This is a genomic window from Shewanella waksmanii ATCC BAA-643 (genome assembly GCF_000518805.1).
Classification (GTDB): domain Bacteria; phylum Pseudomonadota; class Gammaproteobacteria; order Enterobacterales; family Shewanellaceae; genus Shewanella; species Shewanella waksmanii.
On sequence record NZ_JAEH01000001.1, the window covers coordinates 211,631 to 224,406 of the forward strand.

Consider the following 12,776-nt stretch of genomic DNA (forward strand, 5'->3'; position numbering starts at 1 on the left):
TTATCTATTATCTGCTAACCAAGCTGCTAACGCTTGCATTGACTGCTGCCAAACTTGGCAAATCCGCTCATGTTGCTCACTCACATATTGCTGTGCATTAAGGCCGAGTAACTCAACCTGTTTACACTCCTGCGCTAATTGCAGCATAGCCATACTAGCACTGCTGCCCTTCAGGGCGTGGATAACTTTAAGATAGTCATTCTCACCACTGGCTAGGCTGGCAATATGTTGCTCACTAGAGACAAGATACAGCTGATAAATCTCCTCTATGGCGTCAATACCCAAGTACCGCTCATCTTGTTCAAGCTGGCTTAAATCCAGTAAGTTTGCGTATAGAGATTGCGGCTGTTCATTTAACAGCGCGTCATCTTGTCGTACCTCAACATTACTGCGAAGTATATCGACACCATCGCCTGTCACATCGGTCACATCGGTCACATCAGCAAGCGCTTTGCCGCGCCCAAGCCAGTTCTGCAATGCCTGCATATCGAGAGGCTTCATTAACACTTCATCGAACCCCAACTGCTGATAACGCATCATATCTTGAGGTTGTACCTGCGCGGTAAATGCGGCGATTTGGGTACTAAGCTGAGCATGTTGATTGACTTGCTGTAATTGTTTGAGCAAATCTAAGCCGGAGCCATCTCCCAATTGAATATCCAACATAATGGCATCGAATTGCGCGGCACATTCTGCGGTGTAGCATTGACGTGCTTGCTGACAGCTGCCCACTAACACCGAATCATGGCCAAGATGGGCCAAGAATCCTTGAGCAACCATGGCGTTGATCTTATTGTCTTCAACCACCAGTACCCGCTTGGGTTCGACCAACTGTACCTGCTCATCTTGCTCGGTTTGCGGCCCTTGGCACTCAATTAGCGGCAAAGAGAAGCCAAAGCAACTACCTTTACCCACCTCACTGCGCACCCACAAACCATGGTTTTGCGATGGGCTGTCACTATCCATTAGGTGCACTAACTGCTTACTGATCGCCAAGCCTAATCCAGTACCACGATCGCGGCCTTTAGAGGGTTCGTTACTGTAGGCTTTAAACAGCTGACTCATGGCTTGTTGGTCAATCCCAATGCCACTATCAGTAACAGTAAATTCCAGCCTTTGTCCCTGCTGCATCACCGACAACTCTATGCGGCCTTGGGGGGTAAACTTAATCGCATTGCCCAGCAGATTAAACAATACTTGACGTAATTTGGGGCCGTCGAGGTACACCCACTTAGGCAGGTTGTCATGATTAGCTCGCAGGGTTAATCCCGCTAGCCCTGCACCGGCCAACATAATCGCAGTCACTTCATCTAGTAGCTGATTGAGTTCCACTGCTCGCGGCTCATTGGCCAATTTGCTTTGTTCTAGCCGTGAGAAATCTAAAATGTCATTCAGCACTGTTTGCAGCAAGGTGCCGCTATATTGTGATAGCGCCAACAACTGCTGTTGTGCGGCGGGCAAATTAGCATGGCCAAGCAAGGTCAACGTGCCCAATAGCCCGTTGAGAGGGGTACGGATCTCATGGCTCATAGTGGCTAAAAACAGAGACTTAGCTTGATTGGCTTGCTCGGCCATCTCCCGCGCGATTTCTTGACCCTTAACCTCTTTATCTAACTGCTCGTTAGCCTGAGCAAGTGCCAAAGTACGTTCTTCAACTTTGGCCTCAAGCGCTTGTTTATGTTCGAATAACTCGGCAGCGGTATCCCGCAACTGTGCTTGTAGTTTAAGGTTATGGTCGGTTTTTTGTTTAAACGCCTTAATGGTGCTAGCCATCGCTGCTAATTCATCGTCACCTTGGGTATCAATGGTGACATTGGTATTGCCTAAGCTTAACTGAGCTAAGGCTTTGGTGGCGGCATCGAGCTTAAGGGCGATGCCTCGGTAAATCACCCGATACACCACAGTGGCAATGACGAGTAAAATCAAAAGTCCTGTCACCCATAACCCCCACTTAGCCCAACGTAATTGCTGCAAATAGGCTTGGCGAGCATTATCAGCCTCAGAGGCTTGATTGCGCATGGCACTGTCTACCGCCTGATTCAAGCGACTAAGTTTGTCCATCAGGGTTTGCAGCTGCAATTCTTGGGCACGGTAGAGCTGATTATGTTGCTGTTGTAATGCCAAGCTTTGTGGCACCTGTAAAAGTTCGGTGATGGTACTTTGCAATGCCTTGGCTCTCACCGGATCGCGAATAATACTACTGAGCTGCTGCAACGAATTTAAGTAGCGTAAACTTGAGTCGGCACCAACTAGTGCTAAGGGCTGCGATTCACCTTGGGCAACCTCAACTTGCTCTATGCCAGCAATGAGGCCGGAATCTAACTCAGGAGACTGAAATATTTGCCCCAGCAACGCCACATTATGAATGATTTTTAAGCCCCGATTGAGCTGTTCTTGACGGTCAAGATCTTGCTCTATCAAGCTATCCAATAACGCAGCCGTCTGTGCTTCCCCTACCGCTTGCGGGTAGGCTAAGCTTAACTTTGACAAAATAGTTGAATCTACAATTGCCAGCTCAGCTTGTAACAGCCGGGTACTGTCTGCGGCGGCATCCACCAATGACTCGCCCTGTAACTCCAATTGATACGCACTGCGAATACGCTCACCCACTAGCTCACCGAGCTGGGTGAGATCGGCAATAATTTCGGCTGCGCTTTGTGCCAAGCTGACATCAAAATCGACATCATTGGCTTTAAGCGCGCGAATAGCGGCCAGCATCGAAGCGCTATTAAGTGATAACTTGCGCCCCACAAGTTGTCGCTGCGCTTCTTCATCTGACAAACCAAGTTGCTTGGCATTGTCAGCCAGCGCATTGCTCGACAGCACCAATTTACGCGCCGCCTCTGAGGCTGGCAACGCTTGTTCATACAGATATTTGTCAGCTTGTTGTACCCAGCGCAAACTGACACTGCCTAAACTAATCAGCAGCAATAACAACACCGCTAATAAGGCAAATGCCAGCAGTAGTCGACCAATCAAGCTTTTGCGAGATAAGGGAAGTGCAAACAAAGACAGTTGCGGTAGCGACAAGGCGATCACTCTTTTACGTTAAGCTGTTACAATATTATACCAATCAGTATAAGAAGTTGACTGGCTACACGTGTTTTTTACCCAGTAACTTTACGGCTAGTCAATCATTGCTGCGATAGACCAATACCTTACTATTCCTGCGGCTTAGGCAGTGGCTAGATTGTTATACTGATCTGTATTCATCATTCATTGCTGTCATTGATAGGGATGCCACATTTATGGCTAAGTTGTTATTTATGGGTAAGTTGTTATTTATGGGTAAGTTGTTTAAACGCTCATTGATTGTATTACTTGCTTTGCTGGTAACACCCACAGCGGCAAACACCTGGCCGGTTGAACAACGTCACCCTTTTGATCAGCAGTTACAGCAAGCTCGCGAATTACAATACACGCCGTTGACCTCGGCTAAACAACATTGGCGTATCTGCGTGTTAATGCCCCACCTTAAAGACACCTATTGGACCGGAATCAATTACGGATTAGTCCAGCAAGCAAAAGCCCTTGAGCTTGATATGCAGCTATTTGAAGCCGGTGGTTATTATCAAGTCGACAAGCAATTGAGCCAGCTAGATTACTGCTTAAAGCATCAATTTGATGCAATTTTATTAGGCAGCGTCGTGCCCGATTTACTAGACCGATACCAGCCACCAATCAACAAACCAGTGATAGCTTTAGTCAATCGAGTCAACCACCCACAAATCAACACTCGGATCGGCGTTAATTGGTACCAAATGGGTTATCACGCGGGTCAGTATCTGCGGCAACATGCAGCAGATAATAGTCAGGTTGCGCTATTTACAGGCCCAGATAAACAAGGTGGCAGCGATCTTGTCGAGCAAGGCTTAACAGCGGCCTTGGCTGAAAGTACGGTGAAAATCATGTCAGTGCATCATACTGACAATAACCGCAACCTATACCGAGACCAAATTAATCAATTACTTGCCAGTGCAACGCCAGATTATATATTAGGTAGCGCGGTGGCCATAGAGGCAGCGGTCGCCATTGTCCAGCAACGTCAGTTACAACAAAAAGTGCAGCTATTAAGCAGTTATTTATCACCCGCAGTGTTACGCGGGATCTACCGCAAGCGTATTGCGTACAGTAACGATGACAGTGTGGTACTACAGGGTAAGCTCGCCATTGATGTGACGGTTCGTGAACTTCAGGGAGAGCCGGCCTTTGGTGATATCGGCCCACGTATTAATCAGCAGCGTATCGACCATATCAGTGAGGACGTGTTGAGCCAAGGCTTGGCACCGGCAGATTATTACCCACTATACCGCGTCAATAGCGGCGACTAGTCCTTCACTTTTGCGGCAAATAAGTAGCCTTCGCCATGCACAGTCACAAACAGCTCTGCAGCTAACTTGTTACGTAGGCGACGAATGATCACATCAATAGTGCGATCGTTGACATCTTGATCGCGATGGCTGGTTTGCAACATCAAACGCTCCCGCGATAACACTTGTTGTGGGTGTAAAGAGAAAGCGGTCAGTAGCTCAAACTCCGCTTTGGTTAGCTTAATAGGCTGACCATTACAGGTTAACTGACGACTGTTCAATTCCAATACATAGTCATTGAACGCGATAATATTGTCATCTGCATCGGCTGGCTGACTGGCCTCGGCTAATGCCTTTTTCACTAACGATATACGCCACAGTAAGTTCTTCACCCTGACTAACAACTCACGCAACTCGAAGGGTTTAGTCACATAGTCATCTGCGCCCATCTCTAAACCCACTATTTTATCTATGGTTTCATCGCGGCCGGTTACCAGTATGATCCCCACATCGCTTTTGCTGCGCAGTTGCCGTGCCAAACTCAAACCATCGGTACCCGGTAAGTTGATATCTAGCATGACTAAATCAATGGCTTGTGCCTCGAAAGCCTGCCACATTTGTTCACCATCTTGTGCTTCGACAACTTGATAACCTTCCTTCTCAAAGTAACCTTTAAGTCTGGCGCGAATTACCGCTTCATCATCAACCACTAGCACTCGATAGCCCATAACTTACCCTATGTTTTGCCTAACACTTTATTGATTAATCCGGCTTACATTTACCACACTGTGGTGACGCTGACAGTCACCTAGCCTAAATCCTAGGCTTTAGCGCTCCATAATATACTGCTTGGGTGATTTTTTCACTGTACCGATAGCTAAACTTAGGTCATCGTTCAATAAAAAAGCCAACACTTACATGCTGGCTTTACACTGACTATTCACAATAAGATTAGAAGCTTTTACTGACGCCGAATACCACGCGGTCGTCAAAAATCTCTGTTTGACTGCCGTAGACAAGATGGCTCTCATCAACTGAGCTTCCGTGATAGCGAAGGTCGAAATTAAGGCCAACATACTGGGCTTCAACACCTAAGTTCCAGTGAGTCCAGCCCTCTGCCCCTTCGCCATCTAAGTCTTGATAACCAAACGAGCCTGAGACTTTAACCCCATTGTTAAAATCATAGCTAGGGTGGATAGCATAGTTAACCCCTTGCCAACCAGACACCCCAAACCAATCATCTAGTGTCGGCGTGACTTCCAGCTGCACATGGGCTTGACCAAACTGCTTGCCAACTTTCATCCACAATTCTGTATAGTTTGAATAAGATGCGCCAGCATAAAGGTAGGAGAACACCATGACATCATAGGTAAAGCCACTGTTGCCGAACTCGCCAGCTTTACCAATATAAGGCGCAGTAACAATCTCTAGATTGGGGTCGGCAAACTTAATATTTGAAGCAAATACTCCGGTGTACCAACCGTCATCATTACTCCAACCTAGCGTTCCCTGAACCACGGGCACTTCGCCATCCATGGTTTCTGACTCGCCACGAAAAACATAGTCAGTGGCCATTTTTACATTGCCGCTGATTTGCCCACCAAATAGCTGGCTATCATCGTTGGCACTGGCCGGTATTGCTGTGGCTAACAGAGCACTTGTAAGCAGTGCCGTTACGGATTTGTTCATCATCTTTACCCCATCGAATAAACGTTTTTTTGTATGGGGGAAAGCTTACTCCCAAGTTATTAATGAACTTGGGAGTAGATATGAACCGATAAACTAACTATATGAAAGGATATGAACAGCCTTAACTAACTGGCCTTTTGCGTCAGCAAGCCTTTTAGCTCGGCGATTTGCGCTTTCAACTCAGCAACATCAGCTGCACTGGCAGGCTTGTCACTGGCATCTTGCTGCTCAGTTTCATCTTGCTCCTCTTCAGCACGCATCACAGCGGTTTCTTGGGTCATAACATCAAGCACAGCGCCAACCATCATGTTGAGAAACACAAATGCGGTTAAGAAGATAAAGCTCAGGTAGTAAATCCAGCTCAGTGGATAAACCGCCATGGTTTCATACATCACCGATGTCCAGGACTCGAAGGTCGATACCCTAAACAAGGTCAGCATCGCCACCGATACATCCCCCCACAAAAAGTCGTTGATGTGGGCAAATAACATGCTACCGATAGCACCGTAAATGTAGAAAATAACAAACATTAATAACGCGATGTAGCCCATGCGTGGAATGGCTTTTAGTAGCGCATTAACCAGCATACGGAGTTCAGGGATCATCGATACCAAACGCAGTACGCGGAAAATACGTAATAGACGCGCAAGCAATACGGCTGAGCCACCAGCAGGAATTAGGCTGCCAATAACAATGATAGTATCGAAAATATTCCAGCCATTTTTAAAGAACTTCTTCGGTCCATCACTGGCTAAGAAGCGAATCACAATTTCGATGGCAAAAAATACGGTGATGCCAATATCAAGCAGCGATAGCCCTTGCTCCATCCATGAAGGTAGATGATAGGTATGCGCACCAATAGATAGAGCTGAAACAATAATCACAAAAATAACAAAGCCTTGAAACATTTTACTGCTATCAATCACTTTGAGTTTTTCCTGAATGCCAGAAACATTCGCCAGCACGATATTCTCCTTAACCAAGGTAGTAGTGGGTAATAAATAAAGGGGGGATGACAATCACGTTCTGCCGCAAGGGCGTTACGCTAACAAAATAGACTTAAGTATCGCTTAACCCAAGGCCTGAACACAATTGCCTTGGGAGTATGTGAAGCAAGTTTAATCTTGTTTATTACTGCGCATCGTCAACGGGCGCAAACAACTGCTGCAAACTATCTTGATGCGCCAATAGCCATTGAGGATCAATCGGTCCCCAAGCATTGATCTGATAAAAACCGGCGTTATTACGCTCGCCCTGCTGCACAAACTGACACTCGATACCGATATCAGCAAAGGCAGCAATGGCGTCTTGCAAGGTTCTGCGTGGCATCCCCGTAAGCTTGTTTAACGACAACAAGTTGTGTGGCTGCGTGGCGATAAGATTAGCTAAATACAGTTTACGCAGAAAGGCGGTTTTCTGTTTCGTTGGGTGTTGCATCAGGGTGTTCACGCGCTGACAGTCCAATTATAGTATTGATATAGCGTCTAATTTAGCAGTTATCAGCCACAATGTTAATCACCGTTCGCCGTCCTACCTGAGCGTCGCAAAGATATTGTTAGCCAATATGTCTGCCTATGGCATCCTTGTTTTTAATGCTGATATAGTGGTTTAAGGCAAGCAGAAAAGGACGCTACATATGCACAGTGAGTCGATGCCGACCCCACCAAGAGCCAATGAGACACCGCAACCACAGCAACAATGGCTGAGTTTTGACCAGTTACCTTTAATCGCTGTCGACCAAGATTATATCAAGCAGGTCAATACTGAAAACCTGATAGTCGCGCTGCCACTATTAACCCTTGCGGTTGTGGTACCTGTGCTGATTAACGTACCGATACTCGTGTTACTGGCAATAGTCACCCTCATGCTTATTGTCTTGGGCTGCATAAGCTACCTGCGTTTTTGCCACGCTAAATCCATTCATTTTGGTGTTTTTGAAGATGAGCTTGTGATGCAAAAAGGCGTAATTTGGCGCAAAAAAACGGCGCTACCTTATAGTCGTTTGCAACACGTCACCTTAAGCCAAGGCCCGATAGAGCGTCACTTTGCCCAACATACTTTAAAGTGTTTTAGTGCCGGTAGCGGCCATGCGGAAATTAGTTTACCCGGCATCAACACCACAAGTGCTGAGCCCATGCGCCAGCACTTACTGGCAAAAGCGGCGCTACGACAAAAAACCAATTTGCCTCTGGCAGAGAAACAGCATAATGAGCTGACGAGCCAGTCTGACACTCAATCACCAACCCACATGCCACCACCAAAGGCACAGGTGTCAGCAGGCAATACAATGAATGCCCCAGCAACTGAGCCAAGCGTTCAGGATGACAAGGACAGTAACAAGGATAGTGACGATGACAACAAGCCGCTTTAGCCAGTGGTCAGCACTGTCACCCTGGTCAATTATCAGTTTTAGCCTAGGCACCATAAAAGCGATGCTCAGTAATGGCTACGCCCTGATCCCTGTAGTCTATACCGGTTGGCAAAAAGGCTTTGACTCACCTTGGATAATAGTCGCCATTGTCGCGGTAATACTGCTAACGTTGAGCTTTGCAATTACCCAATGGCTCAAATATCGCTACCGGCTGCATGACGGCAAGCTAGGCATTAACCAAGGGCTGGTATTCAAACGTACTCACGAAATTCCCCTCAACAGAATTCAAAATGTTCGCCTGGAGCAGCCACTCTATTTCCGACCTATGGGCTTATACAGTTTAGTGGTTGAGACCGCCGGCTCGAAAAAAGATGAAGCCGTGCTAGCCGCAGTTAACTATCGGCAAGCCTTACAGCTCAAACAGCGACTGTTTGAGCAAAAACAGCAGCCTGCTAGCGCAGTTGACGGCAGCGACATTGAAAGCCCAACCAGCCAGCACAATCAGCAAACGCCTGTGGTGCAAAAAAGTGTAAAGGATCTAATCTTATTTGGGCTCTATCAAAACAACCTAATCTGGTTTTCGGTGATTTCCGGCTCCATATTGGGACAGCTAGATTGGGAGTCATCACAGTTTAGTCCGCTATTGCTGCAACTTCAGGCTTGGTACGATCAAGTTGCGGCCATCAGTATTTTAGGCCAGGTAGCTATCACCTTAGTGGGTCTCATCATCATCTACTTGTTGCTATCGCTGATATCCATTACCGCAGCGATTTTAAAATACCACCCCTACCAGCTCAGCCTAAAGCAGCAAACCGTGCACCGCACCGGCGGCATCATTGCCAAACAAAACGATGCTCTCGGCCTGCCTCGAGTGCAACTGCTACGCTTTCACCAGCCACTCATCGGCCGACTGCTCAAGCTTTGGACCGTCAGCTTCAAACAAGTTCAAGGCAACGAAATTGAGCAAGTCAATCAGCGACATATGTTGATCCCCAGTATGAGTCGCGACCAAATCGATACGCTGCTACCGCGGCTTAGCGGACTATGTGCTCAAGCGAAATCATTACCAAAACAGTATCAATCCATTGATATTGGCTGGTTTTGGCGCCGGATGTGGTTACCGCCTGTGATTGTACTAGTGAATATGTTGGGTATCGGCATTAATCCCGTTACAGAAGTCATGGCTACGGTGGCAGCACTGTTTGTACTGGGGTTGTACTTGCGTTATCGTCAGTGGGGCTTTTTACTGCAAGGTGATGACTGTTGGATACACAGCGGTATGCTCAGTCAAAACTGGAATTTAGTGGCACTGCGTAAAGTACAGCATGTTGAAATAAGCCAAACTAAAGGGCAACGGAAAAAACAACTCGCCACCATTACCTTAGGTTTAGCCAGCGGCGAGCAAACTATTCCCTACATCCCTTTGGCTGATGCGCGCTATATTGCAGAGCGCGCGCTTTATTTAACCAAGCAAGACCACAATAACTGGATATAGGAGATCGCCTGTGACGAATTTGCCATACACCCCAGATGACATTATTCAATTTTGGTTTGATGAAATAGATCCAAAGCTTTGGTGGGTGAAAGACACTGCGTTTGATCAACAGTTAAGCCAACGTTTTGGACGACTGCTTGAGCAAGCAAAAAAGGCTGAACTCTATCATTGGCGCACCACACCACAAGGTCGATTGGCAGAGATCATTGTGCTCGACCAGTTTAGTCGCAATATCTATCGCGACACGCCAGGTGTATTTGCCGCCGATCCTATGGCGCTAACCTTAGCACAAGAAGCGGTCACTCAAGGTGCAGATAAAGAGCTGAAGCCAAATCAAGTTCCGTTTCTTTATATGCCTTACATGCACAGTGAGTCGGTCAAAATTCATGAAATTGCCATGGTGCTATTTAGCCGTGATGCCGCTAAGGGCAACTTAGAGTTTGAGCGACGCCATAAGGCCATCATCGATCGTTTTGGCCGCTATCCACATCGCAACCACATTCTTAACCGCCCTTCTACCGAAGATGAGCTAGTGTTTTTATCGCAACCGGGATCAAGCTTCTAACTAAAATTGAGAGCAGTATATGGATGTCAGTTTTTCCTATGGTTGCTTGCTTCTTGTCACCGGCTTTTTAGCCGGAATCATTAACACCCTTGCAGGGGGCGGCTCTAACCTCACCTTACCCTCTTTAATGGTAATGGGCATGCCGGCAGAGGTCGCGAATGCGACCAACCGAGTCGCGGTATTGATGCAATCGGTCACCGCGTTATTTGGCTTTAAAAAACATGGCAAACTTGATAGCCAAGATACCGGGCCTATTTTGCTGCCCACCATTGTGGGCGGCATTATTGGTGCTATAGCCGCAGCGTACGCACCATCTGAGTGGATTAAACCACTATTACTGGGCACTATGCTGGCAATGGCCACCGTTATATTAGTGCGCCCAGCGCTTATCTCACCTGAACTCGGTACACCCAACAAACGCGTAAAAGATACCCCGAGTTCCTGGTGGTGGTTATTAATTGCGGGTATTTATGGCGGATTTGTTCAAGCCGGAGTTGGCTTTGTATTGCTCGCGGCTTTAGCTGGCTCTTTACGCTACGATCTAGTTAGAGCCAATGCACTCAAAGTGTTGTGTACTTTGGTATTTACCTTAGCCTCGGTGGTGATATTTATTGTTGAAGACCTCATTTTGTGGCTACCGGGCTTGATACTCGCAGCGGGTACCATGATTGGTGCCCATCTGGCGGTCAAAATGGCCATTAAAGTCAAAGCTGATACCTTAAAGTGGTTTTTATTTATTATGACCTTATGCGGCACTGTGGCGGCAATGCTGTCCTAAACGCCTGCCCTAATGCGACCTTAAACAATTACCCGCAACGCTATCGGCGCGTACTGGCCACCAATAGCGCTGTGAGTACTTTAAATAGCTAGCTGCTAAGCCACTAACCTTTAACGCGATAGTCTCCTGTGGTGGTCAGAGTAACGACCACTGCTTTGTCGGTTTTGTTTTTCCAATACCATCCATGAGAGCCAGCAAACGGTGTGGTCAACGACCCCTTCATCTCTTTGGCTGTGGTGAGTGAAAAGCTCTCATAATAACCGGTTTTATCTCCCTGAGGCTCGCCATGAAAATCGAAATACAGTGCTGCACTATCACTGCGCCACTGGTAAGTTAAATGCATCCCTGCATCCATCAACAACTTATATTCCAAGCCTTTACCTGCAGCAATAGTAATATTGACTGTATCGGTGCGTACCCCAGTTGTTTGCCGCGCTGCTTTGATGTCCGCCACACTAGGGGCATCGGCCAAGTGAGTTGCTGGTTTGGCAAACAGTAACGGCGCTTCTTCATTTGCCATCAGCTTTGTCGATGCTGTGGGAGACTGTACCAAGGTACTTGCTAGCGCGGCGGGTTTGTCTACTTGGGAAGCGGTTGCTGGCTGCTCTTCGGCTTGGGCCAGTTGAGTCAATCCAGCCACTTTTCCAAGGCCAGTTGGGTCGATATTGTACTCAGCGGGCAAAATGGCCACCAGCAACACAACTATGGCCACCAAAAGGGCAATGATACTGGCTTTGATTAGCGTTGCGGTTGTGTGTACCGGGATGTGAGAGTGTTGTTCTTGGTGTATCGAATTCATAATATTATCCTTTGCAAATTGCTTGTTAGCTTAGTTCAGTAGATAGCCGGTTAGCTGAAAGCCCACCAACATCAAGCCGCAACTCATCAGTAGCGTGTTAGTCGCCACAGAAAAAGTCAGGTAACTGCGATGGCGACGCCAAAAACTCATGCCAATGAGCACCACAGCCAACACTAAAAACTGGCCAATTTCGACACCGAGATTGAAAGCGAGAATATTGCTCACCAGCCCCTGTTGCGGCAAATGAAACTCTTGAATTTTGGTTGCCAAGCCAAACCCATGGAACAAGCCAAATATAATGACCGCCAACTTAGTGTTGGGTTGATACCCCAACATTCGCCGGAATCCACCTAAGTTATCAAACCCCTTATAGACAATAGAAAAACCAATAATGGCATCAATGAGATAGGCATTAAGCTGCACCTCATTTAACACCCCAAAAAGCAAAGTAATACTGTGGCCGACAGTAAATAGGCTCACATACAGCAAGACATCTTTGCCACGAAACAGAAAGAAAATCACCCCCACTAAAAACAGCAGGTGGTCATAACCTGTCACCATGTGTTTGGCGCCAATATAGATAAATGGCACGATGGCCACGCCTTGGTTGACGGTGAGAAATTGCCCAGTAGTCTCATCGACACCGTGGGCGGCAATGGACCATGAGGTCAACAGACACAGCAGCGTCAGCAATGCCATAACGGCAGTCGCTAAAGAACGGCTCATAAATTTAATACTCCAATTAGTCTATGCCGTGTTAGGCATAGCA

Annotated in this window: 12 protein-coding genes; 5 read left to right on the forward strand and 7 right to left on the reverse strand. The window is 47.1% G+C overall.

Features of this window, described 5'->3' with window-relative positions:
- Entirely contained in the window at positions 1–3,030 is a 3,030-nt protein-coding gene (gene torS, locus L865_RS0100990; RefSeq protein ID WP_028771511.1) for a TMAO reductase system sensor histidine kinase/response regulator TorS, read from the reverse strand.
- 218 nt (positions 3,031–3,248) lie between these two features.
- Between torS and torT the strand changes: the two genes are divergently transcribed.
- Positions 3,249–4,331: a TMAO reductase system periplasmic protein TorT gene (gene torT / locus L865_RS0100995; protein ID WP_245608369.1), complete on the forward strand. Its 1,083-nt coding sequence runs from the start codon at positions 3,249–3,251 to the stop codon at positions 4,329–4,331.
- Here torT and torR read toward each other — a convergent pair.
- The 4 genes from torR to L865_RS0101015 form a co-directional block, all read right to left on the reverse strand.
- Entirely contained in the window at positions 4,328–5,038 is a 711-nt protein-coding gene (torR, locus tag L865_RS0101000) for a two-component system response regulator TorR (RefSeq protein WP_028771513.1), read from the reverse strand. The two genes, torT and torR, sit on opposite strands and share 4 nt — an antisense overlap.
- A gap of 223 nt (positions 5,039–5,261) precedes the next feature.
- Positions 5,262–5,999: a TorF family putative porin gene (locus tag L865_RS0101005; RefSeq protein WP_028771514.1), complete on the reverse strand. Its 738-nt coding sequence runs from the start codon at positions 5,997–5,999 to the stop codon at positions 5,262–5,264.
- Positions 6,000–6,124: 125 nt separating this feature from the next.
- Positions 6,125–6,907, reverse strand: coding sequence for an ion transporter (locus tag L865_RS0101010; protein WP_051484384.1), 783 nt, complete (start codon positions 6,905–6,907; stop codon positions 6,125–6,127).
- Between the two features lie 223 nt (positions 6,908–7,130).
- On the reverse strand, positions 7,131–7,436 hold the full coding sequence (locus L865_RS0101015) for a winged helix-turn-helix domain-containing protein (RefSeq protein WP_037470332.1): 306 nt from the start codon (positions 7,434–7,436) through the stop codon (positions 7,131–7,133).
- 199 nt (positions 7,437–7,635) lie between these two features.
- On the opposite strand from L865_RS0101015, the gene L865_RS22810 reads away from it, so the two are divergent.
- Genes L865_RS22810 through L865_RS0101035 form a run of 4 tightly spaced genes read left to right on the forward strand, consistent with a single transcriptional unit; the run spans position 7,636 to position 11,208 of the window.
- Positions 7,636–8,370, forward strand: a complete 735-nt coding sequence (locus L865_RS22810) for a PH domain-containing protein (RefSeq protein ID WP_051484367.1) — start codon at positions 7,636–7,638, stop codon at positions 8,368–8,370.
- Positions 8,351–9,865, forward strand: a complete 1,515-nt coding sequence (locus tag L865_RS0101025; RefSeq protein ID WP_037470263.1) for a PH domain-containing protein — start codon at positions 8,351–8,353, stop codon at positions 9,863–9,865. The genes L865_RS22810 and L865_RS0101025 overlap by 20 nt, the downstream gene beginning before the upstream one ends.
- A gap of 10 nt (positions 9,866–9,875) precedes the next feature.
- Positions 9,876–10,430, forward strand: coding sequence for a DUF924 family protein (locus L865_RS0101030; RefSeq protein WP_028771518.1), 555 nt, complete (start codon positions 9,876–9,878; stop codon positions 10,428–10,430).
- 19 nt (positions 10,431–10,449) lie between these two features.
- The gene (locus L865_RS0101035; RefSeq protein WP_028771519.1) at positions 10,450–11,208 is read left to right on the forward strand and encodes a sulfite exporter TauE/SafE family protein; all 759 of its coding nucleotides are present in this window, start codon (positions 10,450–10,452) and stop codon (positions 11,206–11,208) included.
- 103 nt (positions 11,209–11,311) lie between these two features.
- On the opposite strand, the gene L865_RS0101040 is transcribed toward L865_RS0101035, so the two are convergent.
- Both L865_RS0101040 and L865_RS0101045 read right to left on the reverse strand, forming a co-directional pair.
- Complete coding sequence (locus L865_RS0101040) at positions 11,312–12,007, reverse strand: hypothetical protein (RefSeq protein ID WP_051484368.1); 696 nt, start codon at positions 12,005–12,007, stop codon at positions 11,312–11,314.
- Between the two features lie 30 nt (positions 12,008–12,037).
- Positions 12,038–12,733 (reverse strand): HupE/UreJ family protein, encoded by a 696-nt coding sequence (locus L865_RS0101045; RefSeq protein ID WP_028771521.1) that lies wholly within the window; start codon positions 12,731–12,733, stop codon positions 12,038–12,040.
- Positions 12,734–12,776: the final 43 nt, after the last annotated feature.

Excerpts from the sequence above, each read along its gene's own strand:
- L865_RS22810 (WP_051484367.1), top strand. The coding sequence starts at position 7,636 with ATGCACAGTGAGTCGATGCCGACCCCACCAAGAGCCAATGAGACACCG.
- L865_RS0101005 (WP_028771514.1), bottom strand. The coding sequence starts at position 5,999 with ATGAACAAATCCGTAACGGCACTGCTTACAAGTGCTCTGTTAGCCACA.
- L865_RS0101035 (WP_028771519.1), top strand. The coding sequence starts at position 10,450 with ATGGATGTCAGTTTTTCCTATGGTTGCTTGCTTCTTGTCACCGGCTTT.
- torT (WP_245608369.1), top strand. The coding sequence starts at position 3,249 with ATGGCTAAGTTGTTATTTATGGGTAAGTTGTTATTTATGGGTAAGTTG.
- L865_RS0101025 (WP_037470263.1), top strand. The coding sequence starts at position 8,351 with ATGACAACAAGCCGCTTTAGCCAGTGGTCAGCACTGTCACCCTGGTCA.
- L865_RS0101040 (WP_051484368.1), bottom strand. The coding sequence starts at position 12,007 with ATGAATTCGATACACCAAGAACAACACTCTCACATCCCGGTACACACA.
- torR (WP_028771513.1), bottom strand. The coding sequence starts at position 5,038 with ATGGGCTATCGAGTGCTAGTGGTTGATGATGAAGCGGTAATTCGCGCC.
- L865_RS0101010 (WP_051484384.1), bottom strand. The coding sequence starts at position 6,907 with ATGTTTCAAGGCTTTGTTATTTTTGTGATTATTGTTTCAGCTCTATCT.
- L865_RS0101015 (WP_037470332.1), bottom strand. The coding sequence starts at position 7,436 with ATGCAACACCCAACGAAACAGAAAACCGCCTTTCTGCGTAAACTGTAT.
- L865_RS0101045 (WP_028771521.1), bottom strand. The coding sequence starts at position 12,733 with ATGAGCCGTTCTTTAGCGACTGCCGTTATGGCATTGCTGACGCTGCTG.